Raw genomic sequence first — 25,529 nt, 5'->3', positions numbered from 1 at the left:
CATATGTGTATAAGGTTAAATTTTTTCTACGACAAGGGTATTGTTTTCTATACCGATGATTCTTACGGTTTCATTAGTTTTGATTCTCCCGTTTTCAGTTATAGCTTCTAATTCATGAAAGGTACCTTTGATACTTATCTGCACTTTACCTTTGCCACTTTTGTGCTCAGGAATACTCAGATAAACAGACCCTACCTGATTAACCGTATTGCTGATCTGGAAAGAGTTATCCTCAGAAAGCTTACCGATTTGCTGAATGATAAAAAAGAATACAGCTACAAATGCAATTCCAATCAGAAAGGCAATAATAGCAAGTATAAAACGGTTGCCGACAAGATTATAAAAAGAAATACCTGTCCAACTAAATCCTAACAGAAAATTAATCAGATTTCTAAATGAAAAAAGTTGAAAGGGTTCATGCGAATGACCTAAATCTCCATCAAAGTCGGCTTCAATTCCATCAGCTGCATCAACTCCGGCAAAGGTCATGATGGTCTGAATAAGGAAAATTAAACTGGTAGGGATAGCGATGTACCAGAAAGTCCTTAGCAAAGGCTCCAGGTTATCAAAAAATTCCATAGGGTTTCATTAAGGTTATGTGTAGTAAAAAACAGTTCAATACCCGAAAGTAAGCGTTTTTCATGAAGGCTGAATATGATTTATGACAAATGGCTTGACCAGCCCGGGAAAATGTAAAAAAACTATTTGGATATTTATTTTTCACCAAAGATAAATAAAAAAAAATCAGACCGGGGTCTGATTTCAATTAGGGGCATAGTTTTTTATTAAGCGAATAGTTAATCAGGTCTTCCTTTTCTTTTTTCTGGCTGATGGGAATAAGACATTATTGAGAATAAGTCGATAACCCGGTGAATGAGGAAAAAGATTCAGGTCGGTTGGAGTCCGGTGAAAACCACGACGCCCTTCCGGGTCATGGCCTCCATAAAATACCCATTGTCCTAAACCCAGTTCACCATAGATATAACGATGCGATTCTTTGCCTTCACCCATCACAAGCACATTAGATTTAACAGTCTTTTTATTAAAAGCAGAGGTTTGTCCCATAAATTCTCTGATAAGATGCTCATGATTCTGTCCTAACATTGCCGGAATCACGTCCCATTTGGCAGAGAAATCGAACAGGTCAAAATAAGAAGATGATTCATCATCAAATCTGCCTGACCACACATTAATGTCAGAAAATGACATAGAGCCATAACCTTCACCATCATTGAAATACAAACTGAAATTCTCAAAGGCAAGGGTTTTGTTAAAATCTAATTTTGATTGCGCACCAGGGTCAATATCATCGCCATCAAATCTGCTGCTTACAATATCTGTTTCTTCTGCTGATAAAGCGATGTCTAATGTTTCGGCACCTGAGCACATGGCAAATAAATACCCTCCACCCATGCAGAATAGTTTAATCATTTTGGCCACATCTAATTTCAATGCTGATACTTTCGAATATTTTAGCCTTTTAGCAATATCTTCTTGCGCTTTCATATCTAAAGCAGACATGCGGCGGATATTACGGCCATATTGCCCTGTAAAATCTTCGTGATGCAGATGGAGCCAATCATATTTAGCTAAATCGCCCCTGATAATTTCTTCATCATAAATTACTTCAAAAGGAATCTCGGCATATTTCAACACCAATAAAACGGCGTCGGTATCTTCAAAATTAGAAAGGCTTATTTTAATAGGTGAATACACAGCTATTTTAGCAGCTTTATATAAGCGTACTACTTCCATATTTATGTCAGGATCGGAAATCTCTCTCAGAATGGCCTGCACATTGGCTGTAGAAAGCACCTCAAAAGATACGCCTCTTACCAGACATTCTTTTTCTAAAGAAGGGCTATAGTCAAACAAAAAGCTACCTCCTCGATAGTTGAGTAGCCAATCAAGTTCTGTATTCTGTTGAAGTGTGTTGTAGGCTATACCATAGGCTTTCAGATGGTTAGACTGGGTATCGTCCATTGGTACCAGAATTGAGTTCGCAAAACCTTGCCGGAAACTCAATAAGAAGAGTAGAATCAGTAGTTTTCTTGCCATGACTCAATCTGTTTTTTAATCAAATATACTAATCAATTTTCAGGTTTTATTTTTTGATGATATATTTTTTATGACCTGATAACCAATATTTTAGAAGCATTTTGTGAAACACTTTATCATAACAACAAAAGCATTTCGGATACTTTAATATTAAATGCTATACGTAATATTGGATTAAAAAAAGAAAGAACGAATTAGAACTAACATCTTGGCTTAAAATTATGTACTTTTCTTAGATTCGATAAAATCCCACAGATTGCCGTATAAATCTTCAAATACTGCCACTGTTCCATATTCTTCCTCAGATGGTTGCCTTACAAATTTAATCTCATTAGCTATCATGTTCTTATAATCCCGCCAGAAATCATCTGTAAACAAGAATAAAAATACACGTCCTCCTGTCTGGTTACCTACCCGGCTTTTCTGCTCCTCTGTTGATGCCTTGGCTAATAATAAATTACAACCTGTAGTACTACCAGGCGGACTAACAATTACCCAACGCTTGGTATCGCTCAAAGGGGTATCTTCAACGAGTTTGAAATGAAGTTTTTCAGTATAAAACGCTATTGCTTCGTCGTAATCATTTACTACCAGTGAGATATGTGCTATTTGTTGTTTCATATGAGGGCAATTGAGTGAATTAGTGATTGAGTGATTTTGTCCGAACAAATGATTTAGCTGATTTGTGTGATGTCATTGATTTATTTTTATAACTAAAATTAATATTAGAGAGTTTATTTTTTCAAAAAACCATTCTTGAAATCATAAAAATCAGCAAAATCACAGTTCTGACAATTTATTCACTCAATTATTTCTTTCTTCCCAACCACAATAGTGCATCAAGCAGAAATTTATTCTGGATTTCGTTATTGAAAGTAAATGATAATTCTTTATTGGTTTTGCCTTCGTAGTCAATATCATTATGCCCCATATTGGCATAAATCATTTTATACTTTTTGTTTGTCCACACTACAGGATAGTAGCCACTATGCCAGATTTCATGTTGTTTTGGACCTGTGCCTAATGGAAAACTTGTGGAATCAATAGACATCAGAATCTCTATATCAGGATTTGCCTTTAAGTCATTTTTCCATCTGTACCACTCGTTGGGAGACGATTTAAAGGTTTCTGGTAGGTGCTTCATGGCAGGGTGTTTTTTAGCTTCTATTCTCAAGATTGCTGAGGTAGGCCTCCATGTATTGCTTCTATATTCGCCTGACCCTAAAAATTCATTATGATACCAATCCCAATCCTGATTAAAGGCCGATTTATTCAATGCAAATCCTGCAAAATGGAAGCCCATCCATCCACCGCCGTTTTCCATGTATTGTCTGAACGCCTCTCTCTGTGACGGGTCTTCCGGACGGGTATCTAAGAAAAGTACAACCTGATATTGTTTCAAAAAATCAGTATTCAGATTGCTCCAGTTGTTCGTGGAATCATAAGTGAAATTATTTTCCTGAGCCATTTTTAGAAAACCCTTGTTGGCTTCATGTACATAGCTGATATGTGCTCTATCATTTTTGGCAGTATAAAAGGCAATAACTTTAAACTTTGGTTTTTTGTTTGGCGTAAAAGCACCTGTAAAAAGGCCGACTGAAAAAATTATGACTATAAGAGTGGCTGAACGCGTGAAAGAAATCATGGATTTGTAAATAGATGGTATTGGTTGAAAATTATGGTTTTATTGCCCTATTAGGTAGAAACAGGCAATTATGAGTTTAAAGTGATATTCTAAGAATAATCCTATTTCTTTTCTTTGGCTTTAATCTTTTCTTCCATTGCAGGATTCAGCGTTGCATAAATAGCCATGGCATGACCATGTCCTAAGCCAAAGTCATCTTTGAGCCAGGCGACTATTTCACCAGCTTTTACCCCCGGTTTGAGCAAGCCTTTTTCTTCGGCTAACTGTTTGAAATCTTCAGGTGTTTTACCTGTTTTCTTTTGAATATTATCAATATATGCTTGGAATGACATAATTATTATGGTTTTATAGGCACGAATAAATTCTGTTCAATACTATTACAAATTAAGTGGAAATGCAAATACTCTTACAACACTTCATAAAAAAGGGTAAACCTCTCTGTGCACGTGCTAAGCGTAGAGAAGGTTTACCCAGATTGTAATCAAAGTTGAGGGAATTTAAAAGTTGTGGATTGGTAGCGGTTATTCCCCTAAAGACACCTAAAAAGTTTTAAACTAATGCACGCTCCCGCGAGAGATAGTACATATAATTGGTAATTGGTGGATCTGAAAGCCCGATATGAAGGGCGATGTTCGTAATTTGTACCCTATGGTAGGTACTGTGGTCAAAAGCAAGTTGTATGAGTTCAAAGCGTGGAATATCACAGTCTAAAATATTGGGTATGTAAACGTGTGTGGTCTCTTTCAACTCTCTTTCTTCAAGTTCTAAAGTATAATCGGCAAATCTCTCTGATTGCTCCAGCAAACCCTCGAATATCTCTTCGGCCGAAGCATTTGAAATCTGTTCGTAAGGGAGGGTGGTAGTAATATTGTGTAAACAGGCAAACCAGGAAAGCTCTACCTGCCATATATGTACTAAAGTTTGCTTAAGACTATTAGAGCTTGAAGGTACTTCTACATCAAGCACATAGGTAGGTTTGGTTTTCAGCCAGCTGACAATTCTCTTATTCGCTACCTGATTATAGATAGCATAATCTTTAATATGCGTATGTATGTTTTTGTCAGTAGTTGCTGTGAGTTCTTGTAGCATTGCCTTTTCCGTTTAGTGCTACAAAGTAAATAGGGGCTAATGACAGCCCTATGTCAGCAGGTTAAAAGTATTTTTAAAATTTTGAAGAAATATTGGCAAGCATCGTTTTTAGCTTGTCTTTGAGGCTTTTTGGCGTTAAAATTTCGGCCTGATCAGCAAAAGTAATATACCAGCGGGCAAAAACATCAAGCGAAGCACTCAGAAAAGTCATCTCCATTGTTTCGCCTTTATCGGTTTCAGAAACAAAGCCGTTAAAATATTTTTGTTCGAGCAAAAAACGCATGGCAGGTTTATTTACCTGTATTACTACTGTTATTAAATTTTCATTTTCAGGCATACGTTCCAGGTACTCTTTCAGCGAATAATGCTCCTTTTTGAAGGATTCATCAGTTAAGGCTATCTTAGAAATCCGGTCAGTTCTGAAATGCCGGTAGTCGTTTCTCAGATGGCAGAAAGCAATAGTGTACCAGTAATTAAACTCATGATAAATACCCACAGGTTCTATTTTGCGTTGAAGAGGTTCGCTCGAATTAAAACTGGCATACTCCATCTTGGCTATCTTCTTTTCAGAAATGCTATTCAGAATAATTTCAAGGGTATTATTAATAGATTTATTGAAAGGGGTTGTCCGTTGGCGTACTTCAATGTTCTCTTCAATGCTGTTGAGCATATCTTTTTCGGCACTTCTTAATACAGCTTTCACTTTATACATAGCCGATTTATAACTGGCCTTGGTTGAAAGGTCAGTAAAGGTTTCCATTAGTTTTTCAGCAGTTATAAAGGTCCGGGCTTCCTCACGTGTAAACATAACGGGGGGTAGCCGATAGCCTTCCATAATAGAATAGCCAATACCGGCCTCACCAACAATAGGCACGCCTGCTTCTTCCAACGAACGCACATCTCTATACACAGTTCTTAAACTGATATTAAAGCGGTCAGCAATATCCTGTGCCTTTACGATTTTTTTCGATTGTAACTGAATTAAGATGGCAGTGATTCTATCGAAACGATTCATAAGTATAAGTGAAAAACTTATGCAAAAATCTGAAATAAATACATAAGTTGATGCGATTTTCTTTTTTTCTTCATTAAAAAGCCTATAATAAGATTTTTGAGAAAATATTCAGTTCTAAAATATTGATTGTGAGGAGCTTAAAAAAATGTTAAGAAAAAATAAAATAACTTTTCAATCCAAGTTTAAAGGAATCCCGTTAGTTGAGATATAATTCAAAATATTACAATAAATAAATCAATCTAAAAAAACAGAAGTAACCATGAAAACTTTAGCAATCAGCTTTATAGCTGCCTTCATTTCTATTGCCTCATTTGCACAGGAAAAAACTGTAATGGTAGGTGGAGCACCCATGTATCCATCAAAAAACATTGTTGAAAATGCTGTAAATTCTAAAGACCATACCACATTGGTAGCAGCTGTAAAAGCAGCGGGCTTAGTAGAAACTTTGCAGAGTGCAGGGCCATTTACTGTATTTGCACCCACCAATAAGGCATTTGACAAGTTACCTAAAGGAACAGTAGAAACATTAGTGAAACCAGAGAATAAAAGCACATTGACAAAAATTCTTACGTATCATGTAGTGGCTGGTAAGTGGAGTGCAGAAGACCTGATGGCAAAAATCAAAGCAGGTAATGGTAAAGCAATGTTGACCACCGTACAAGGGGGTACGTTAACTGCCTGGATGAAAGGCAAAAATGTTTGGATTACTGACGAAAAAGGAGGCATGGCAAAAGTGACGATTTCTGACGTAAACCAAAGCAATGGCGTGATACACGTGATTGATACGGTGTTGATGCCTAAGTAATTTGGACTTGAACTCTGATTTAGCTGATTGTATGATTACTCTGATTAAGTGTTACCAGTTTAAGAGTAGATAAAAGGAATTGCGGAGCAGTAATTCAAAAAATCAATGAAATCATTCAATCAGCTAAACCAGAGTTCAGACAATAAGTAATTAAATTACAGTTCAAAGACAAATTTATCGTTTCAAAGCATTATCTACTGAGTAAGCGTTATAGTTCAGATAAGACAGTAATACTGAAAAAAAGAACGTATGAATCATTTGAGAAGGTAATGCACCCCAGTCTTCTATCATGCCTGATCCAAAAATTAGTGCTACCATCGTAAATCCTCCAATAATCAGGGCTAATCTCGTAAATAATCCTATCAATAAGAGAATACCTATCACCAATTCAATTATCGGAAGGGCATAACTGAACGGCGTAACCAGTGCCTCCGGTAGCATTGAATTAGCAAATTTTTCAAGCATCCACGCACTGAATTTAGGGAGTTTTACCACACGCACAATTCCATGACAGAACATACTTGCACCTATCGCCAGACGTAATATTACAAAGGTTAGAGAGTGGTTAATCATAAAATTTGTTAGTTAGAGGAGTCAGAGAATTAATAAAAATGGCACAGACAGACAAATCTATCATGCATCACCTTCAATAACAAGCATTATCAGGGTTTAATAACAATCTTTCCTCTCGTTGAACCTGTTTCTATTTGCTGATGGGCTTTGCCCATTTCATCTAATGAATAAACGGCTGATACATGTGGTTTAATAATCCCTTTTTCGAGCAAATCAGCCAGCTGTTTCATATCCTCTCCATTCGATTGTACCATAAAATGAAAGCCAGTAACACCTTTCGCTTTGGCCTTCTCAACAATCCCTTCTGATGTGTTGGACGGAAGTGTAATAACTGTACCACCTTTCTTTACTACTTCAAAAGAACGTTCAATATTGTTGCCACCAACGGTATCTAATACAATATCTATATCGCTGATAGCTTCTTCAAAAGGCTTTGATTTATAGTCAAAATGTTCGTCGGCACCTAAACTCAATACAAAATCCTTATTGGCTGCCGAAGCCGTACCGATAACATATGCACCAAAGTATTTGGCAATTTGTACCGCAAAATGCCCGACACCTCCGGCTGCTGCATGTATTAATATTCTGTCGCCCCGATTAATTTTTGTATAGGTATTAAATGCCTGCCATGCAGTTAAAGCTGCAAGAGTAGCCGCTGCGGCTTCTTCAAGCAATATATTCGCAGGTTTTAACGCCAAATGAGCCGCAGGAGCAGCTACATATTCGGCATAAGCTTTGCCACTGCCTGGGAAATTAACCATTCCAAATATCTCGTCGCCTACTTTAAAATCTTTTACGTCGTTGCCTACCTCAGTTATTACACCCGAAATATCCCAGCCCAGAATAATCGGATTTTCCTCTTTCAGTTTTCCTGCCAATGCTTTACCCGAACGAGTTTTCATATCAACGGGGTTTATACTTATGGCTTTTACTGCTACCAATACTTCATGATCCTGAATAGTTGGTTGTGGAAGTTCTTCTACTACGAAATTGTCAACACTCCCAAATGCTTTTAATACGATTGCTTTCATTGATTTAATTATTTTTGATGGGGCTAAATTAGTATGAATGTATGTGCTCAGAAAATTTAAAATTCCAGCACATTATTCATTAATACTTTCTCTTTTTTTGCAGCCATCGGTTTACTTTATAGCTTGCCCATGCCGAACCTGCACCAATCAATGCCCCCGCTAAGACATCGCTCGGATAATGTACACCTAAATATAAGCGGGAATAAGCTACCGTGCCTGCCCAAAGGTAGGCAGGAACAATCACATACCATTTACGTGCCATGAGGCTCAATGAAGTAGCTGTTGAAAAAGCGGCTGTGGTATGCCCTGATGGAAAAGAAGAGTCGGTTTCAATAATATATGGATGTATAAAAGGATATTTTTCAGCGGGTCTTGGGCGGTCAATTACTTTCTTTAAAATATAAGAAGTACCTAATGATACTACTAATCCGGCCCCTGCAGCTAAACCCTGCCTTTGTAAATCTTTGTTCCTTTTGATTAATCCTATTCCGAATATACCAATCGGAACAGCAGCACTAATTGGGTAGGTAGCTTTGCTGAGGGTTTTAAAAGTGGGGTCTAAGCCTTGATTTCGGTGAGTATGAATGTCTCTAAGAATATTTATATCTAAAGTTTGTGCAGATAAGCTAAATGATAATAAAAAAGTGAGGATTGTATTAAAGAAAATTTTCATAGTCAGTGGGTTATGAATTGATAATAACTCTTTCGTTTGCTAATAAATGGAGGTTGCTTTCTAATTGAAGTTCAGAAATTTTATTGTCAAAATCATCTTTGTACGCATCTTTTAGTTGTTTTCGTTTAATAGCTTCCAGGCAACGTCTGATGTCATCTTTAGTCTCTAATAGTAATTCAGGTACTTCTGTTGGTTTTCCGGTTATATCATCTTTAGCCACCATCGTAAAATAAGAAGTATTAGTATGCTTTTGCTCTCCGGTTTTCACATTTTCAGAAACAACCCTTATGCCAACAACCATTGAACTTCTCCCTACATGATTAACAGAGGCGTGTAGAGACAGTAATTCGCCCACTTCAATAGGTTGCAGAAAATTAACACCATCTACTGAAACGGTTACCACATAAGCTCCTGCATGCTTTGAAGCACAGGCATAGGCTACCTTATCCATTAAAGAGAGTAGGATGCCTCCATGAATTTTTCCGCCGAAATTAGCATAAGAAGGAATCATGAGTTCGGTGATGGTTGTACGCGAGTAGGAGACTGGTTTAGGCATATGTAAATTGAGCAATTGAATGAGTTAGTGAATGAGTGAGTTGTCTGAATAAGAAATGTAAATAAATGTAAAAACGCCACGATAATCAAGTATCATGGCGTTTAACAATAAACCCTAACCCATAAAAATCAATATTATGAAACTATTGATATTTGCATTATTTTAATAATTACTATACAATTAGTGTGCCAGTTTTGTTTGAAAAATTTTATTTTTTTTATTAAAAAATTAAAAATAAACTGAGCCTTTTAAAATTTATCGGATAGAAATACTAATCAACTATCCGATAAATGATAATTGTTTACAAAAAATAAATGTAAAATTAGGAAAACACTGTCGGACTTTCTTACACAAAAGGAATTGTTTATTTTTGTATTTTTTCAAGATTTTTTACTTTCTTGTCCAATTCCTCTATTCTTTTATTTGCTTCTATTAAATAGAGCGTTAGTTCTTCTATTTTTTCCATTAATTTGGCACTCGTTTCAGCTACGTCTAAACCACGGTTGGCCATTTCTTCAGCCGATGGAACATTTGGCAAGTGTTGATTATGTTGAATAAACTTCTCAACATCTTTCAAAGGCATCAGTTTATAATCTGGTCTGAAAACATAGTCAGCCCAGCGTTCAGAATTAGCTAAAGCTACTCTAACCCTTTCTGTCAGGATACCCCCTCTGACAAACAGATTGAAGCCATCAGGATATGAATTGATACCTGTACCTATTACTACTTTTCCATTATTGGCATTGTGCAGGCGGCCATCAATAGTATTCCATGTATTTGATACATTGCTACCACCATCTGTTACTAAAATTACATTACCGCTATCGTCTACCGATAGCACCTTACCATATGCGTTGCCTGCTGGCGAGCCGGCTTTTAATCTTGTCAATTGCAAACCACTCTTATTATCTTCATTGCTATTGATGAAAATACCCCCTGTATTATTATTGACAATGCCAATGCCATTATCATTGTTCTTCCATAAAGAATTTCCAATACCTCCACCACCTCCTGATTGAGCAGGTGTGTTTACCAGTATTACCTGTCCATTAGCATCAACCGATAATACTTTTTGTGAAGTAACAGAAGTTGGTGCTTCACTATTTAATTTTGAAAGTATCAGGCCGTTAGAGATATACACATTCCCTGTATTTTTGTTAGAAATATTATTGTCGTTCACAGCCCACGGAGATGGCTCTGTTGATGGTACAATAGGAACACCACCGGTATTTGCTACAGTAGCTATTGAATCTCTTACCAGTATAAGATTGCCTGAATTATCAACAGAAAGTACTTTGCCATTTGATTTTCCGGCTGTTGAATTAGCCGTTAATTGGCTGAGCGTCAACTTACCTGTTTCTATTTTAATGCCATTCTTGGCATTTAAACCATTGTTTATGTTAACAACCCCGGCATTACTGTTACTGATATTAGTACCACTCAGTGCCCAACTGCTTTCTCCACTACCACCTGTAGATGCAGGAGCATTTGCTAAAATCACATTGCCTTGATTATCAACTGATAAAAATTTCTGACCAGTAACACTTACGGGAATATCGCTCGTAAGCTGAGGTAATCTTAACCCTGAATTAATTTGTACAATTCCTGAATTATTATTTGAAATGTTATTACCGCTGATATTCCACGAGGAAGGACCACCCCCCCCAACACCTACTGAGTCCCGAACCAGTAGCAGATTACCAAAATCATCAACAGTCAATACTTTACCATAAGGAGTGTAAGCTCTTTCATAAGCTGTCAGATTCTGTAGCCTTACACTACCTTTAAGTATCACGCTACCACCATCATTTACATTAGATAAAACATTGTCATTTTCTTCCCAGAAACCACTTATAACGTTCGTCTGGTTTTTAGTTGTTCCGATAGAATCTTTTACCAGAATCAACAAACCATTTTCATCTACTGATAAGACTTTGCCATTTGATTTTCCTGCCGCCAGAGTAGAGCGTAGATTTTTTAGGCGGATATTACTTGCAATTACATCTCCGGTATTATTGTTTTCAATATTATTACCCTTGGCCGTCCAATAACTTGTTGTCGGGCTTGTAGGTATTGAAGTGCCGATACCAATGGAGTCTCTTACCAATATTATTCTACCTTTTTCGTCGACTGATAACACTTTCTGGTTAGGTCTCCCTGCAGGTGAGGCACTGGTTAATTGTTTCAACTGCAAACCACTACTATTGGCTGACTTGCTGTCAATACTCAAAGCAGTTTCAGGAGCTTTTGTATTGATACCTAAATAGCCTTTGGCAAAATCTCCATAAATAAGGGGGCCATTTGTACCGCCATTTTCGATATATAGTTTATTATTGCCTATTTCATTTATACCGGCATTATTTCCAATAAAAACGTTTCCATCTCCCACTGATTTCTGCCCTGCCTGTGTACCAAGGGCTATATTTTGTGAGCCAATAATGTTAAAGAATAAAGCACTTGTACCTACAGCTACGTTATCACTACCTGTTTGGTTGTTAGGTAATGCCTGATAACCCACCGCTACGTTATTTAAACCCATATTGACATCATGCAGTGCATATGCTCCGATAGCCACAGAGTTGAAACCCACACTTCGGTAACCCGCCCGGTAACCGAAATAGGTATTACCAAAACGATAATCTATAAAGCCTGAACGGAAATTATTTACCTTAAATGACAGAGAACTGGTGTCGGTCGTACCTATAAAATGTATGTCTGAATTAGTACCTGCATTACCGTTAATGCTCCAGGTGGCATCGCTTGCGGAAGCCTCTTCCCGAAGAGATTTGCCAATGCTATTCATAGCTAAACTCTTCCATTCTACGCCATTAAAAAAATAAAAACCTGCCAGAAAATCAGTTTGGTAAACCATTAAGCCGTTAGCCGGGTTCATAATTTTACCACGCTGTGCCAAAGTCATGCGGGGAATTAGTAAACCTTTAGTGTTTGATGAAAGGTCTAAAATTGCAGATCTGTCTGGTCTTGTAGTTCCAATACCTACATTTTCTGCACTTTTTTCAGAGCCTTTGTTTTGTGCCAATAAAGGGAAAGCACCTAAGAGTAGCAACATAATAGTTCCGATAAAAGAACCATGTCTCTTTTGAATTAATTTTATTCCTGACATTTTGTAAAAGTTAATTATAGCTAACTTGATTTAGTAAGTGGGATTGGGCCGTAATGATTTTATCTATTCAGTTTCAAATAGTATGCCAAAAATTCATTTTTTGCGTGTTTGTGTATAAGTGACTGATAGTAAGAGGGTTATGTCTCAGCTGGAATGGGGAAAGAAAGTTAGAGAAAGAAATTATCTTTTGAGAAAATATTTTTTTTTCACAGCAAAAGACTTTATAAGGCTTTTAAAGATGATATAGTTCAAATATTTCTTAAAATAATTATATAATAAAATATTATTTCGATAAAATTACTTTTAGCAGAATAATTATTAAATACTAATAACAATTAAAATTTGGGAGAAGTAAATAAAACTAATTACTTTTGCGGTAGAACATACGACCTTATTAAACTATTTTTATTTTAATTCTAAGCCAAAATAAAGTACCTATATTAAGATGAAACGAATTGCAGTTTTTACCTCTGGTGGTGATGCCCCGGGCATGAATGCCTGTATAAGAGCAGTAGTGCGGGGAGCTATTTATCATGGATTAGAGGTATATGGTATCAGGAGAGGTTATAGTGGAATGATTGCAGGTGACGTGTTTCCGATGACATCACAGTCTGTCAGCAATATTGTACAAAGAGGTGGAACTATCCTGAAATCTGCACGAAGTAAAGAGTTTATGACTCCCGAGGGAAGAAAAAAAGCCTATGAGAATCTGATGAATGCAGGTATTGAGGGCTTAGTAGCAATAGGAGGAAACGGGACATTTACAGGTGCAGAAGTTTTTTATAACGAATACGAAATCCCGACAGTGGGTTGTCCGGGAACTATTGATAATGACTTGTATGGTACTGATTATACCATTGGTTTTGATACAGCAGTAAATACAGCCTTAGAAGCAATTGATAAAATACGTGATACTGCCGATTCGCATGACCGTGTTTTCTTTATTGAAGTAATGGGACGAGACTCTGGATACATTGCTATTCAGTCGGGTATTGGAGGTGGAGCCGAAATTGTGATGGTGCCAGAAACACATACACCATTGAAAAAAGTGGTTAGCACGCTGAAAGATGGCTGGACACGGTCAAAATCATCATCAATAGTAGTAGTAGCCGAAGGAGACGAAGAAGGGCATGCAACTGATATTGCAGACAAAATCAAAGAACAGGTAGCTGATAAACTGGATATTCGTGTTACGACCCTTGGGCATATTCAGAGAGGAGGCACGCCAACAGCTTATGATCGTATTCTGGCAAGCCGCTTAGGACTCGGAGCAGTAGAAGGTTTAATAAAAGGAAACAAAAACGTGATGGCAGGCATAGTTAATAATGAAATGGTATATACCCCGTTTATTGATACTATTAAAAAACCTAAGCCAATCCATGACGATTTGCTTAGAATGGTACATATTTTAAGCTTATAAGCCTATCAAATAACAAACTATGTTTGTCCTGACCGAAACTTATTCTATTGCCAACCATTTTCTGGCCGAACTACGTAATAAAGAGATTCAGAAAGACGCCATGCGATTCAGAAAAAACATGGAGCGTCTGGGTGAAATCTTTGCCTATGAAATATCCAAGACGCTTACCTATCAGAATCGTGATGTTGAAACACAATTAGGAGCTAAGATTACACAGCAGATTTCCCAACAGGTGGTTCTGGTCACTATTCTTCGGGCAGGATTACCGTTACATCAGGGTTTACTTAACTACTACGATAAAGCCGAAAATGCTTTCATAGGAGCTTATCGTGGCAAGCACGACGAAAAAGAATCTTTCGAGATAGAAATGGATTACATCACAAGCCCTGATATTCAGGATAAGGTGCTGATTATCAGCGACCCGATGTTAGCAACCGGAAAATCTATCGAAAAAGCTTACCATGCTATGCTTCGTTATGGGATTCCGGCCAAAACACATATAGTTTCTGCTATTGCCAGCCGTAGAGGCGTGCGCTTCATTAAAGCACGGTTGCCTCAATGCCGCTTATGGATAGGTGATATTGATGAAGAGCTAAACAATAAATCGTATATAGTGCCTGGATTAGGTGACGCAGGAGATTTATCTTACGGCGGAAAAGTCTAATGGATTACTTAGGAGCGTCTAAAGTTGCTCTTAATTGAAACTGGAGTACTACTTTTTTGCCAGATATATTTTCGAGTATCGGCCTCAGCACCAGGTCAGCATTCTTTCTCGTTTGTTCTAATATCCCCATTTCAAGTGCCGATTGTTTGATTTTTTCCTGAGCCCGGCTATATGCTTCATTCAATAAGGCTTGTTCGTTCATAAACGCATATTGTGTGTCATAAATCCTTGAATTTTTGTGGTCAATGCTATAGTGGCACAGCTCAGGGTCGGGTAGGCGAACAATCAGGGTATCTTCTTTTGTAGCCACATCATCGGCTTTTACTTTGGTCAGGTCTATGCAACCAACAGCATTGCCTTGTACAATCAGAACAGCTTTAGGGTTAGGCAGATAATTAAATTTTAATTCCTGCTCTACCACATCGCGAAAGGTAAAATTAGCTAATTCGATTTTCCCTAAAGCCGACATTTCCTTCAAAACCATATTATGTGTAGTCTTGATCTCCTGAGCAGTAAAAGGATTGAGCGATTTTCCTTTTTCCCAAAGAAAAATTGAACCAATAACAATAAAGAATATAATAAGGATACTACGCAGACCTTTGAACATAAGCTATGATTTTTATCTTCGAATAATTATGTAAGCATAACGGAGAAATCGAATCTTTTAGCCCATGCAATAGCTATTTATTTCTTTTTCTCCTTATCGTTTTTTCTGCCGAATAAAGAGAAATGTACGTAGCGCTTCGGATTAGCTTTGAGATCCGCCATTAAAGCGGCAAGATTGGCAGCTGTTTTATCTAAGTTTATATAGAGCGAATCATCAGTAGCTAATTTACCAATTGTACCCTGTCCAGAATTAATATCCTTCAGAATACCCTGAAGACTTGCAACAGAGTTATTCAATTGTGCAACAGTTTGCCCTAAGCGAACGGCATTCAGGGAGTCAGCGAAGGTACTGGTTTTTTGAAGAATAGGCTTGATTTGTGAATCTAAACTGGTAGCAATTCCATTCAGGTTTGAAGTGAGTGTTGCAGTATTTGCTGTAATAGCTGATAGATTTTTGGCATTGCCATCAACTACAGCATTTACACCCGTAGTTGCCTGATTGGCATTGGCAACCAATGCTTTTAAAGCTACACCCGTCTGGTCAAATTGCTTGACAATAGTTGTAAGTGTAATAATCAATGAGTCTGCGTTCTTCAATACCGGAGAGGCCCTTTCGCTTAAACCACTCATCAATCCTCCTTCAATCTCACTTTTAAGAGTTCCTTCATCAGTTAGTGTGTTCCCTGATTGTATAAGCAATTTTATCATTTTACCTCCCAATAATCCGTTATCAGCTAAAATAGCTACTGAATTATCATTAAGTGTAATATCTCTTTTTATAGCAAGAAGAACCTTTACTCTATTTTGAGTTTGTTCAGGCGTTACGTCAACCACTCTTCCGATTGTTACACCGTTATACATCACAGGATTTGAGGTTTGCAGACCTTCTACATTTGAATAATAAGCATAGTATTCATTTTCGGTACGAAAAACATCTAAACCTTTTAAGAAATTAAATCCAAGATAGAAAATTGCGAAAGTAACAATACCTAATAATCCTACTTTTACTTCTTTTTTCATATAAACCCCGTATGATATAGTGAATTTAAGAGACGAATGCGATCAAAATTAACATTTACTGCAAAAATACATTTCTACATTCGTGTTTCAACGTTTTAAGTCTGTTTAAATTTTATTATTCTGACCGAAAAATTTATATTTTTTGATAATCAATCGGGTTGTTAAGTAGTTTTCTTTTAAAGTCAGATTATAATATTTAAACGGACTTTTCTAATTAATGTTTATTTTTCAACCTCATCTTTGTATATTTTCAGAGCTTTTACGATAGATTCCGCTATTTTCTTTTGCCCTTCTTCACTTTCTAAAACTTTTCTGTCTGTGGCATTAGTCAGGTAACCTGTTTCTATGTAAATACCAGGCATGGTGGTTTCCCATAAGACCTGGAATCCGGCTTGTTTTACCCCTCTGCTTTTACGACCCGATTTCTGAAATTGTTTTTCAACCTTAGAGGCTAAGTTCAGGCTTTGTTTCATGAAGGCATTCTGGTAATTTGCCATCTTGATATGTGCCAACGGAGAATTAGGATCGAAATCATAGTTTTTCTTATAGTTTTCTTCCATCAGAATTACACCATTTTCCCTTTTAGCTAACTCAAGATTCTCTTCAGTTTTATGGAGCCCCATCGTATAGGTTTCTGACCCATATATTTTAGACGAATAAGGATTGGCATTTACATGAATACAGATAAACAAATCAGCCTTATGGCGGTTAGCAATAGACCCACGTTCGTGTAAGGGAATAAAAACATCTTTTTTACGGGTATAAACTACCTTTATGCCTAATTCTTCCTCAATAAGTTTACCTACTTTCAGAGTGATACTAAGCGCAATATTTTTCTCCTTCAATTTCCCATAACTCGTGCCAGGGTCTTTTCCTCCATGTCCGGCATCTATTACAATTGTTCTTATCTTGCCTCTTTGCGCTTCAGCCGAACCAAAAGCAATGAGTATGATAAATAGGACTTTAAGAAATTTTAACATGATTTTACAGGCAAACGTTCTCTCTATAGTATTAATAAGCTAATTTTGTGCCACGACTTATCGTTATAGAACTAATAGAACGAATTTGTTTACAAAAGTACTATTTTTGACGCGACTTAAAATATAAACTTTTTGTAAAAGCACTCATTTAGTTTGAGGAAGTCTTAGGTTTTTGAGTATAATTTTTAAAATCATCATAATCGCTTGAAGTTTTTCCTCATTGTCTGTAGTTTTATTTTTAGTGTTTCAGCCTTTGCACAGTTCCCGTCAATAGACCCACTTCGGCGAGCTGGTTCAGGTGGAAACAATGGCTTTGGACAACCACTTCCTGAAAATACAAGAAAAACCCGCACCGTAACAGGAAATAAACTGTTTGCTGAGAAAATAGATACCGTAAAAGTTATTATTCCTGACTCTCTGAAAAGTAAAGACAGCAGCCTGCAATCGACAGTAAAGTACACCGCACAGGATTCAACCATAATGGATGTAGATGGCAAAACAGTTCATCTTTATGGGCAAGCCAAGGTTACTTACGGGGATATTGAGTTGGATGCAGACTATATCAGATTAGATTGGGGGAAAAATGAGATTTTTGCCCATGGGATGCCCGATACTACCAAACAAGGCGAGAAAGTGAAAGGAAAGCCTGTGTTCTCACAGTCTGGCGATAAGTATAATACAGATACTATTCGCTATAATTTTAAATCCCGAAAGGCAATTATTAAAAACATCGTTACTCAACAAGGAGAAGGTTTTGTGCAAGGCGAAAAAGTAAAAAAAGACCCCGACGATAACCTCTATCTGGTTCATGCCAAGTACACAACGTGTAATTTGAAAGAACCGCATTTTCATATTGCTGCCCGAAAAATCAAATTGGTCAATAAAAAACAGGTTATCTCCGGGCCATTCAATTTTGTATTGAGTGGCGTTCCCTTGCCTGTCGGCCTGCCCTTTGGCTTTTTCCCTGTACCCAAGAAAAAAGAAATTGGTACTTCAGGTATCATTATGGGATCTTATGGCGAAGAACCCCGTAACCGTGGATTCTACTTCCGGGATTTCGGCTATTATTTTGCTATCAGCGAAAATATTGGGGCGAAAGTATTAGCCCAGATTTATTCAAAGGGTAGCTATGGCGTAGGTATTCAGTCGAGTTACTCTAAGCGGTATAAATATTCAGGTAATCTGAGTTTTCAGTATAATTACAATAAGCCTGTAGCTGAAGTAATAGACCCCTCAACCGGCCAAACCGCAGCTAAAGATTTTAGTTTAAACTGGTCTCACTCCCCTGCTAATAAACGCCCGGACCGGAGTTTTTCTTCATCTGTAAATCTGAGAAGTAATGGGTTTAACAGGAACAACGTAAATACGGCCGATGTAAGCAACTATCTGAGTAGTAGCTCAAATTCTTCCATACAATTTGGGCGTACTTTTGCTCAGAAAGTAGTAACCAGCACAGGCTTGAATATTTCTCAGAACTTTACGACCGGGCAAATGGACGCATCATTAAATTATAGCATAGGTGTAAACCAATTTAACCCATTTGTACCTGAGAAAAAGATGATAGGCCGTTGGTTCGAATCATTCAGGGTAGGATTTAATGTGAACGGAGGTTATCAGGCCACCAACACTAAAGTAAACAGCATTACCAGTTATTCAGAGTATAAAATTGTTCGGCAATTACCTGATGGTACCTATGAGTCAATAGAGGCAAAACCATTGACACCCGAAGAGATAAGAATACGTGATGCAAATCCACTGACTTTAACAGAAGAGCAAAGAGCCCAGCAGAAAGCATTACAGGAACGTTTGAACAATGTAAGAAAAATTAACAGTTTAAGTGCTTTAAGTGACATATTAGCTGATGGACAGTTTAGGACTACTTATTCTTTACCAATTACTTTACCTAACTTCAAGATTGCCCGTTATATCAACTTTACACCAAGCGTATCTTTAAGAGGCGATATTTTTACACAAGCATTGAGCTATGAATATATTGAAAGCCAGAATGCCGTAAGAATAGATACTGTAAAAGGTTTCTTCCCGACTTATCAGACCTCTGTTTCGGGTAGTATGAATACCCGTGTGTATGGTACATATCAGTTTAAAGGTAAAGGCCGCCTACAGGCAATCAGACATACTTTAGCTCCATCTATTAGTGTAAGTTATGCGCCTGATTTTACCAAAAACCTATTTGATTATAAAGTAGTCCGTATTGACCAGGATACTGTTAATGGAATCATTACGCGTACGGCTATCAATAAACTTCTGGCAAGGTACCCTACACTGGGAGCATCTGCCGGAGCATCAGGAAGTATAGGATTTGGCATTACCAATCAGTTAGAAGCGAAATTGAGATCGAAGTCTGATACAGCTGCCAAAGCCTTTGAAAAGATTTCGTTGTTAGATAACTTTGGTATTAATGGCAGTTATAATTTATTAGCCTTAGGAGATTCGATGAATCTATCGAACATCAGTATGGCGGCTAATACGAATTTATTTAAAAATTTAGTTAATATTAACCTTTCAGGTAGCTTTGATCCTTATTACTATAGACAAGAAAATACCGCACAACTGAGGGCACAAAACCCTGCTGGTCGTATTACCCGGTTTTATAAAATAGCAGAAGCAGGAAAATTCAGTTTAGGAAATCTGGCTACCTTACGATCGGCTAATATCGCTATTGCTACACGTTTGTCTCCCGCAACCTTTGATAAAACCAAAGCAAAACCAAGGGAAACAAAATCAACAGACCCTGCTATGGATGCTATGAAAAAGTTTGTGGCTGCTAATCCTGAATTGTATGTTGATTTTTCAATACCCTGGAATTTGAGTTTGAGTTATAACCTGAATTACACCAAACAAGGGTTGGCAGATGCGCAGATAACACAAGCGGTTACAGTGCAAGGAGATTTTAGTCTGACACCCAAATGGAAGATAGGTTTTAATACGGGGTGGGATTTTCAGTTCAAGGCTGCTACTTTAACAAATATCAGCTTGCACCGGGAGTTGCACTGTTGGGATATGAGCTTTAACTGGACACCAATTGCCGGAAATAACCTTCGCTCAAGCAACTACTCATTCGATTTGCGTGTAAGAAGCTCTTTATTACAAGAATTAAAAGTAAGCCGCCGCCGCCAGACTTACGGCTTAGGAGGATTTTAATCAGATTAACTAAAAGTCAGATATTTATAACCGGTTGAATTATCAAAATGAATACTAAGGGAGCAATGAGGTACAATTTATTAGAGCAATTGGGCTTCTTTTCTATCATACAGGAATTGTTCAGAATTATTCCTTTTCTTTAGAATAGGTTGTTTAGGCCTGCTCAAGAGATGTCAGTTCCTGAATAGCAACGAAAATCCTGAACGAATCAATGAAAAAAATCTTATATCCTTTATTTACAACAATTGCCCTGTCAAAATCTGATAAAGCACTTAAGAAAGCATATAAAACGCAATGCAAAAGCAATTAAAAAAGTATTGATAGTATAGATACACAAGTAAATAGAAAGTAAAATAAACTATTAAATCAGAAAAGTATAACCTGTCGAAATTGATTAGGATCAAGGAAATAAATTTTGAATAGACGTTCTGTTATAAAATTATTTACTGTTTTATTCATAGGGATGAAAAGTAGTGAGTCTCTATGAAAAGTCTAATCCCTCCAACAGTTTAATTTTACCAGAAACCTCCCAAAACCTTTGGAAAACACAACCCAAAACCAGAAATTTAGGATACACCCGGTCTTACAATACAACTATATAACAACTATAGCACTGAAAAAAGAGAAAAAGAAACAGATGCAAGCGCAAAACAGTTAGCAGAGGCATAGCCTACTATATTTCATAATCTGGCGGGTAGGCTTGCAATTAATATCTATTGGGCGGAATCAATAAAACCTTCGCCCGGTTTTTGTATATTCTCTTACCATAAAAAATAGATAAAGAAGTATCCGGGTTTTCAGGAATATGTCAGAATGGGAGGGAGAGTGACTGATATAAAGGTAGTTAGAAGTCTGTTTAAAAGACCAATTGGTTATACTTACCAAGAAGGTATTTTTGAGGTCTGTAGAAGTAAAAAGAGTTGAAAAGGAACCGAAAAAGGTTACCAATATGGTGGGAACCTTTTGAAAGATGATAGCAGCGCAGCCAATGTTTCCAGACAATCCGTATAATCACTAAATAGATATAGCCGGCACCAGAGTGTAGCTTTTTCAGATCTAAAACCATCAGCCTGAACTATGGCTGATCAAACTGGAGGCTTGCCACACATCACGAAGTGAAAATTGAATGGTGCTACGCTGTTAAACTTTTACTCTGTTTGAGCTACCTGTGTACAACCGGTTGATAAAGGCCGCACCAATCGGGATTGGCCGACTGCTCGATGGCTACAGGATGACATTTTATAGTAGTTAAATTAAAAAAGTTTATAGTATAGTACATTCCTTGTGTAATTTGTGTCAAAAATATTAACAACATATCAAAGTATAACCTTATTCAAAATGATATTAATTGCAGATAGTGGTTCAACCAAAACAGATTGGCGGATCGTTGAGGGTAATACCATTGTAGGCCAAACCCAGACTGTAGGTTTCAGCCCCTATTATCAGGATGCTGACGCAATAGCTACTGAAATGCAAGCCAATCTCCTACCACACTGTAAAGGAAAAATTACAAAGGTTTTTTATTATGGAACAGGCATTACAAATGATGAAAAAGCTGGAATATTAAGCACTGCTTTCCTGAAAGTCTTTGATGAGGTTGAGCATATTGATGTGCAGAGCGATGTATTAGGCGCAGCAAGAGCAGCTTGTGGGCATCAGGTGGGAATAGGTTGTATTTTAGGCACAGGCTCTAATTCCTGTTATTTTGATGGGGAGAGAATTACTTTTCAGATACCCCCTCTTGGTTTTTGGTTAGGAGATGAGGGCAGCGGGGGGCATTTAGGTAAATTACTGGTTCTATCCTATCTGCATAAAGAAATGCCAGCTGACATCAGGCAGTTATTTGAAGAAAAATACGGAGTAATGGACCGACTGATGGTACTGGATAATGCCTACTATAAGCCCTTTCCTAACAGATATTTTGCATCATTTTCTGAATTTATTTTTGATAATATAAAAGATTCCTTCTGTTATAATTTAGCTACAGAATCTTTTCGGTTGTTTTTTGACAAGTATATTCTGAAATACCCCATGTGTTTTGATGTAAAACTTAACTTTGTAGGCTCTGTCGGATTTTATTATCAGCAGATTTTGAGAAAAGTAGCCGAAAGTAAAAAACTGCAAATCGGAAATATATTAGTAACTCCTATTGATGGTTTGGTAAAATATCATACGATTTGAAAAAGCAGAGTACAAATATGCATAAACCTCTACCTTTTTTAGTCTTACTTACGGCTATGTACTCAGCTGGATTAATAGGCTTAAATATACCACAGATAACGCATCTGTTTCAATGGCTGACACCCTTTAATCTGTTAGCTTCTTTGGCTATTCTGCTCTATTTTCATCAGCAATGGAATCGGAGTTTTATTATTTTTTGCGTTGTTACGTTTCTTGCAGGTTTTTCTATAGAAATATTAGGTGTAAAAACCGGAATTATTTTTGGTGAATATCAGTATGAAACTACTTTAGGCTATAAGGTTTTAGAAGTGCCGCCTATGATTGGTGTAAACTGGCTTTTATTAGTGTATTGTGTGGGAAGTTCTTTTTGCCGCACATCTCAACCTATTTATATCAAAGTATTGTATGGCGCTTTGGTAATGACCCTATTCGATTTTCTGGTAGAACCGGTGGCTATCCGCCTGAATATGTGGTCATGGAAAGGAGCAAATCCGCCTGTTGATAATTATATAGCATGGTTTATCGTTTCGGCGGTTTTACTAACTTTGTTCCATAGTATGAAATTCAGAAAAGACAACCCGATTGCCCTATGGTTATTGGTTTTACAGATTTGTTTTTTTGGCATACAAAATTTTATTGATTAATCTATTCAACTGCTCATTTCAATGACTATAGACGCACATCAACATTTCTGGCATTATATAGCTAAAGATTATGCATGGATTGACGATTCAATGAGGGTTATTCAGCGTGATTTCTTACCTGCTGATTTAGAACCCATTTTGCAAAAAAACGGATTCGATGGTTGTGTATTGGTGCAAGTGAATCAGACAGAGCAGGAAAATCTTGATTTTTTGAAATTTGCTGAGTTATATAGTTTCATTAAAGGCGTAGTGGGTTGGGTTGACCTAAAAGCAGAAAATTTATGGGAACGTTTGAGTTATTTTAAGCAATTTGACAAACTGAAAGGTTTCAGACATATTGTGCAAGGTGAGCCTGTTGGTTTTATGCAGCAAGAGAGTTTTATTAAAGGTATAAAGAAATTGGTAGATTTTGATTATACCTATGATATACTGATATATCCGAAACAATTGAGAGATGCCTTGCATTTAGTTCGCCAATGCCCTGACAATAAATTTGTGATAGATCATATTGCCAAGCCTGATATTAAAAATAAGGAAGTAAATAAATGGTCTAACTACATGAAGGAAATTGCCCGACATAAAAATGTTTTCTGCAAGATTTCAGGCATGGTAACCGAAGCAGACTGGTATAAATGGAAAAAGGAAGACTTCTATATCTATCTCGACATAGTTTTGGAATTTTTTGGCACTGATAGAATTATGTATGGCTCTGACTGGCCTGTCTGCTTAGTGGCAGGTGCTTACGAAGAACAGTTATCTATCGTGCAATCGTATTTCGATAAATTAAACAAAACCGAAAAAGATAAGCTTTTTGGAGGTAATGCCACCCATTTTTATAGTCTATAAAGAACAAAATGCCTTAAAAACTCCCTTTCTATAGTTGTCTTTTGTATTTTTGATACTTAATAATAAATCTTACAGATTGAAGAATCTGATATTACTTAATGAAAATTTCAATTGTTACTGCCGCTTATAATTCTGCTGCAACTATCCGTGATACTATTGAGAGTGTACTTTCACAAGATTACCCCGATATTGAATACATTGTAGCTGATGGTGCATCAAAAGATGGCACAGTAGATATTCTGAAATCGTATGGTAATAAAATAAAATGGGTTTCTGAAAAAGACAGTGGTATTTATGAAGCCATGAGTAAGGGCGTAGCTATGGCTACCGGAGAGGTGGTAGGCATCATGGGTTCAGATGATTTTTACCCTGATAATCAGGTAATTTCTAAAGTGGCAAAAGCTTTTCAGGAGTCAAAGGCCGATTCTGTCTATGGCGATTTATATTATGTAGATAGCGAAGATATTAATAAGGTAGTTCGGAACTGGAAATCAGGCAAATATGATAAAAGGCGTTTTCTTATGGGTTGGATGCCCCCACATACAGCCTTTTTTTTAAAAAAGTCAGCTTATGATGCTTTTGGGCTTTATGATACTTCTTTCAGAAGTGCAGGAGACTATGAACTGATGCTTCGAATGCTATATAAGCATAATGTATCTTCTTTTTATATACCCGAAGTTTTGATGAAAATGCGTACAGGCGGAACCAGTAATGCTTCGTTAAAGAATCGTATCCGAGCCAATAAAGAAGACCGTCGGGCTTGGGTAATCAATGAAATCACCCCTCGCTGGTACACCTTGTATGCCAAACCATTATCGAAGGTATTGCAATGGGTGGTAAAATAACTTAATGATTGAAGTGGCTGAATTTTGATTTCACTGACTAACCTGATTCTTTTGATTCTAAAAGGGTTGTTATACTTTCAGAACAATTATCTTTTATAAAAAATCAGCGTAATACTCAAATCAATCACAGTTCAGGCAAACTCTAAATCAATCAATCGAAACAATCTCATACGCTTTTCCTCTGAATTCAAAACTTTCCTGAGGAGATTTACCTATTAATATTTGTCCTATAGGTGATTGGGAAGATATTACCATGATATTTTTACCATTCAAGGTAACAACACCTGCACCAATAGCTACGAAAAAATCACCCATTGTCGTTTTAACTAATGCACCTAAACCTACACTTAAAAAGGGAAGCTGAAGATTTATTTTTTCTAAGAGTAGCCTGTCCTGACGAGCTTGTTCATACATTCGTCCGTTCATTTCACGGTCTATCTGACCCATCGCGCGGGCGGTTTCATATTTATCTCCTGCCGAACTTTTACCTTCTTCATTAGCAGAGTTTTTAGCAGCTTCCATCGCCTGCCAGGAGGTATCCATACGTTTTTCGACCAGCTGTTTTACTTTCTCTAACAATTCTGCTTTCATA

At 37.1% G+C, this 25,529-nt stretch carries 24 protein-coding genes; 8 read left to right on the top strand and 16 right to left on the bottom strand.

The window, feature by feature from the left end:
- Positions 1–15 precede the first annotated feature (15 nt).
- The 7 genes from H1R81_RS22570 to H1R81_RS22540 all read right to left on the bottom strand — a co-directional run bounded on the left by H1R81_RS22570 (position 16) and on the right by H1R81_RS22540 (position 5,807).
- Positions 16–579 carry an NfeD family protein gene (locus tag H1R81_RS22570; RefSeq protein WP_181843017.1) on the bottom strand — a complete coding sequence of 188 codons (564 nt, stop codon included), beginning with the start codon at positions 577–579 and terminating at the stop codon, positions 16–18.
- Between the two features lie 222 nt (positions 580–801).
- Positions 802–2,058 (bottom strand): asparagine synthetase B, encoded by a 1,257-nt coding sequence (locus H1R81_RS22565; RefSeq protein ID WP_181843016.1) that lies wholly within the window; start codon positions 2,056–2,058, stop codon positions 802–804.
- 219 nt (positions 2,059–2,277) lie between these two features.
- Positions 2,278–2,679, bottom strand: coding sequence for a VOC family protein (locus H1R81_RS22560; protein WP_181843015.1), 402 nt, complete (start codon positions 2,677–2,679; stop codon positions 2,278–2,280).
- A gap of 187 nt (positions 2,680–2,866) precedes the next feature.
- Positions 2,867–3,703, bottom strand: coding sequence for a ThuA domain-containing protein (locus H1R81_RS22555; RefSeq protein ID WP_181843014.1), 837 nt, complete (start codon positions 3,701–3,703; stop codon positions 2,867–2,869).
- A 101-nt stretch (positions 3,704–3,804) separates the two neighbouring features.
- Positions 3,805–4,035, bottom strand: coding sequence for a DUF4287 domain-containing protein (locus H1R81_RS22550; RefSeq protein WP_181843013.1), 231 nt, complete (start codon positions 4,033–4,035; stop codon positions 3,805–3,807).
- A 217-nt stretch (positions 4,036–4,252) separates the two neighbouring features.
- Positions 4,253–4,792 (bottom strand): DinB family protein, encoded by a 540-nt coding sequence (locus H1R81_RS22545; RefSeq protein ID WP_181843012.1) that lies wholly within the window; start codon positions 4,790–4,792, stop codon positions 4,253–4,255.
- Between the two features lie 73 nt (positions 4,793–4,865).
- A complete protein-coding gene (locus tag H1R81_RS22540) occupies positions 4,866–5,807 on the bottom strand; it encodes a YafY family protein (protein WP_181843011.1) in 942 nt (313 codons plus the stop codon).
- Positions 5,808–6,066: 259 nt separating this feature from the next.
- Here H1R81_RS22540 and H1R81_RS22535 point away from each other — a divergent pair, with 259 nt between their 5' ends.
- On the top strand, positions 6,067–6,612 hold the full coding sequence (locus H1R81_RS22535; protein WP_181843010.1) for a fasciclin domain-containing protein: 546 nt from the start codon (positions 6,067–6,069) through the stop codon (positions 6,610–6,612).
- Positions 6,613–6,786: 174 nt separating this feature from the next.
- On the opposite strand, the gene H1R81_RS22530 is transcribed toward H1R81_RS22535, so the two are convergent.
- The 5 genes from H1R81_RS22530 to H1R81_RS22510 form a co-directional block, all read right to left on the bottom strand.
- Positions 6,787–7,185, bottom strand: a complete 399-nt coding sequence (locus H1R81_RS22530; protein ID WP_181843009.1) for a DoxX family protein — start codon at positions 7,183–7,185, stop codon at positions 6,787–6,789.
- 89 nt (positions 7,186–7,274) lie between these two features.
- Positions 7,275–8,216, bottom strand: a complete 942-nt coding sequence (locus H1R81_RS22525; protein WP_181843008.1) for an NADP-dependent oxidoreductase — start codon at positions 8,214–8,216, stop codon at positions 7,275–7,277.
- A gap of 79 nt (positions 8,217–8,295) precedes the next feature.
- Entirely contained in the window at positions 8,296–8,889 is a 594-nt protein-coding gene (locus H1R81_RS22520; RefSeq protein WP_181843007.1) for a phosphatase PAP2 family protein, read from the bottom strand.
- Positions 8,890–8,899: 10 nt separating this feature from the next.
- Positions 8,900–9,445: an acyl-CoA thioesterase gene (locus H1R81_RS22515; protein ID WP_181843006.1), complete on the bottom strand. Its 546-nt coding sequence runs from the start codon at positions 9,443–9,445 to the stop codon at positions 8,900–8,902.
- Between the two features lie 364 nt (positions 9,446–9,809).
- A complete protein-coding gene (locus H1R81_RS22510; RefSeq protein ID WP_181843005.1) occupies positions 9,810–12,569 on the bottom strand; it encodes a hypothetical protein in 2,760 nt (919 codons plus the stop codon).
- Positions 12,570–13,014: 445 nt separating this feature from the next.
- Here H1R81_RS22510 and pfkA point away from each other — a divergent pair, with 445 nt between their 5' ends.
- Positions 13,015–13,989 carry a 6-phosphofructokinase gene (gene pfkA / locus H1R81_RS22505; RefSeq protein ID WP_181843004.1) on the top strand — a complete coding sequence of 325 codons (975 nt, stop codon included), beginning with the start codon at positions 13,015–13,017 and terminating at the stop codon, positions 13,987–13,989.
- 19 nt (positions 13,990–14,008) lie between these two features.
- Positions 14,009–14,653 (top strand): uracil phosphoribosyltransferase, encoded by a 645-nt coding sequence (upp, locus tag H1R81_RS22500; RefSeq protein WP_181843003.1) that lies wholly within the window; start codon positions 14,009–14,011, stop codon positions 14,651–14,653.
- A gap of 4 nt (positions 14,654–14,657) precedes the next feature.
- On the opposite strand, the gene H1R81_RS22495 is transcribed toward upp, so the two are convergent.
- From H1R81_RS22495 to H1R81_RS22485, 3 genes are all read right to left on the bottom strand, one after another.
- Positions 14,658–15,260, bottom strand: coding sequence for a DUF4230 domain-containing protein (locus H1R81_RS22495; RefSeq protein WP_181843002.1), 603 nt, complete (start codon positions 15,258–15,260; stop codon positions 14,658–14,660).
- A gap of 77 nt (positions 15,261–15,337) precedes the next feature.
- Positions 15,338–16,279 carry an MlaD family protein gene (locus H1R81_RS22490; protein ID WP_181843001.1) on the bottom strand — a complete coding sequence of 314 codons (942 nt, stop codon included), beginning with the start codon at positions 16,277–16,279 and terminating at the stop codon, positions 15,338–15,340.
- 221 nt (positions 16,280–16,500) lie between these two features.
- The gene (locus tag H1R81_RS22485; RefSeq protein ID WP_181843000.1) at positions 16,501–17,259 is read right to left on the bottom strand and encodes an N-acetylmuramoyl-L-alanine amidase; all 759 of its coding nucleotides are present in this window, start codon (positions 17,257–17,259) and stop codon (positions 16,501–16,503) included.
- A gap of 204 nt (positions 17,260–17,463) precedes the next feature.
- On the opposite strand from H1R81_RS22485, the gene H1R81_RS22480 reads away from it, so the two are divergent.
- From H1R81_RS22480 to H1R81_RS22460, 5 genes are all read left to right on the top strand, one after another.
- Positions 17,464–20,421 (top strand): putative LPS assembly protein LptD, encoded by a 2,958-nt coding sequence (locus H1R81_RS22480; RefSeq protein WP_181842999.1) that lies wholly within the window; start codon positions 17,464–17,466, stop codon positions 20,419–20,421.
- A gap of 1,338 nt (positions 20,422–21,759) precedes the next feature.
- The gene (locus tag H1R81_RS22475) at positions 21,760–22,602 is read left to right on the top strand and encodes an N-acetylglucosamine kinase (RefSeq protein ID WP_181842998.1); all 843 of its coding nucleotides are present in this window, start codon (positions 21,760–21,762) and stop codon (positions 22,600–22,602) included.
- Positions 22,603–22,619: 17 nt separating this feature from the next.
- A complete protein-coding gene (locus H1R81_RS22470; protein WP_181842997.1) occupies positions 22,620–23,246 on the top strand; it encodes a carotenoid biosynthesis protein in 627 nt (208 codons plus the stop codon).
- A gap of 21 nt (positions 23,247–23,267) precedes the next feature.
- A complete protein-coding gene (locus H1R81_RS22465) occupies positions 23,268–24,092 on the top strand; it encodes an amidohydrolase (RefSeq protein WP_181842996.1) in 825 nt (274 codons plus the stop codon).
- A gap of 98 nt (positions 24,093–24,190) precedes the next feature.
- Positions 24,191–24,937 (top strand): glycosyltransferase family 2 protein, encoded by a 747-nt coding sequence (locus tag H1R81_RS22460; RefSeq protein WP_181842995.1) that lies wholly within the window; start codon positions 24,191–24,193, stop codon positions 24,935–24,937.
- Positions 24,938–25,084: 147 nt separating this feature from the next.
- On the opposite strand, the gene H1R81_RS22455 is transcribed toward H1R81_RS22460, so the two are convergent.
- Positions 25,085–25,528, bottom strand: coding sequence for a transcription elongation factor (locus tag H1R81_RS22455; RefSeq protein WP_181842994.1), 444 nt, complete (start codon positions 25,526–25,528; stop codon positions 25,085–25,087).
- Position 25,529 lies beyond the last annotated feature (1 nt).

Source organism: Emticicia sp. BO119, assembly GCF_013912375.1.
Lineage (GTDB): Bacteria > Bacteroidota > Bacteroidia > Cytophagales > Spirosomataceae > Emticicia.
This window is presented reverse-complemented; position numbering and strand designations above follow the sequence as displayed.

What these genes read in the sequence shown, in the direction of transcription:
- H1R81_RS22570 (WP_181843017.1), bottom strand. Translation starts at nt 579, where the DNA reads ATGGAATTTTTTGATAACCTGGAGCCTTTGCTAAGGACTTTCTGGTAC.
- H1R81_RS22565 (WP_181843016.1), bottom strand. Translation starts at nt 2,058, where the DNA reads ATGGCAAGAAAACTACTGATTCTACTCTTCTTATTGAGTTTCCGGCAA.
- H1R81_RS22560 (WP_181843015.1), bottom strand. Translation starts at nt 2,679, where the DNA reads ATGAAACAACAAATAGCACATATCTCACTGGTAGTAAATGATTACGAC.
- H1R81_RS22555 (WP_181843014.1), bottom strand. Translation starts at nt 3,703, where the DNA reads ATGATTTCTTTCACGCGTTCAGCCACTCTTATAGTCATAATTTTTTCA.
- H1R81_RS22550 (WP_181843013.1), bottom strand. Translation starts at nt 4,035, where the DNA reads ATGTCATTCCAAGCATATATTGATAATATTCAAAAGAAAACAGGTAAA.
- H1R81_RS22545 (WP_181843012.1), bottom strand. Translation starts at nt 4,792, where the DNA reads ATGCTACAAGAACTCACAGCAACTACTGACAAAAACATACATACGCAT.
- H1R81_RS22540 (WP_181843011.1), bottom strand. Translation starts at nt 5,807, where the DNA reads ATGAATCGTTTCGATAGAATCACTGCCATCTTAATTCAGTTACAATCG.
- H1R81_RS22535 (WP_181843010.1), top strand. Translation starts at nt 6,067, where the DNA reads ATGAAAACTTTAGCAATCAGCTTTATAGCTGCCTTCATTTCTATTGCC.
- H1R81_RS22530 (WP_181843009.1), bottom strand. Translation starts at nt 7,185, where the DNA reads ATGATTAACCACTCTCTAACCTTTGTAATATTACGTCTGGCGATAGGT.
- H1R81_RS22525 (WP_181843008.1), bottom strand. Translation starts at nt 8,216, where the DNA reads ATGAAAGCAATCGTATTAAAAGCATTTGGGAGTGTTGACAATTTCGTA.
- H1R81_RS22520 (WP_181843007.1), bottom strand. Translation starts at nt 8,889, where the DNA reads ATGAAAATTTTCTTTAATACAATCCTCACTTTTTTATTATCATTTAGC.
- H1R81_RS22515 (WP_181843006.1), bottom strand. Translation starts at nt 9,445, where the DNA reads ATGCCTAAACCAGTCTCCTACTCGCGTACAACCATCACCGAACTCATG.
- H1R81_RS22510 (WP_181843005.1), bottom strand. Translation starts at nt 12,569, where the DNA reads ATGTCAGGAATAAAATTAATTCAAAAGAGACATGGTTCTTTTATCGGA.
- pfkA (WP_181843004.1), top strand. Translation starts at nt 13,015, where the DNA reads ATGAAACGAATTGCAGTTTTTACCTCTGGTGGTGATGCCCCGGGCATG.
- upp (WP_181843003.1), top strand. Translation starts at nt 14,009, where the DNA reads ATGTTTGTCCTGACCGAAACTTATTCTATTGCCAACCATTTTCTGGCC.
- H1R81_RS22495 (WP_181843002.1), bottom strand. Translation starts at nt 15,260, where the DNA reads ATGTTCAAAGGTCTGCGTAGTATCCTTATTATATTCTTTATTGTTATT.
- H1R81_RS22490 (WP_181843001.1), bottom strand. Translation starts at nt 16,279, where the DNA reads ATGAAAAAAGAAGTAAAAGTAGGATTATTAGGTATTGTTACTTTCGCA.
- H1R81_RS22485 (WP_181843000.1), bottom strand. Translation starts at nt 17,259, where the DNA reads ATGTTAAAATTTCTTAAAGTCCTATTTATCATACTCATTGCTTTTGGT.
- H1R81_RS22475 (WP_181842998.1), top strand. Translation starts at nt 21,760, where the DNA reads ATGATATTAATTGCAGATAGTGGTTCAACCAAAACAGATTGGCGGATC.
- H1R81_RS22470 (WP_181842997.1), top strand. Translation starts at nt 22,620, where the DNA reads ATGCATAAACCTCTACCTTTTTTAGTCTTACTTACGGCTATGTACTCA.
- H1R81_RS22465 (WP_181842996.1), top strand. Translation starts at nt 23,268, where the DNA reads ATGACTATAGACGCACATCAACATTTCTGGCATTATATAGCTAAAGAT.
- H1R81_RS22460 (WP_181842995.1), top strand. Translation starts at nt 24,191, where the DNA reads ATGAAAATTTCAATTGTTACTGCCGCTTATAATTCTGCTGCAACTATC.
- H1R81_RS22455 (WP_181842994.1), bottom strand. Translation starts at nt 25,528, where the DNA reads ATGAAAGCAGAATTGTTAGAGAAAGTAAAACAGCTGGTCGAAAAACGT.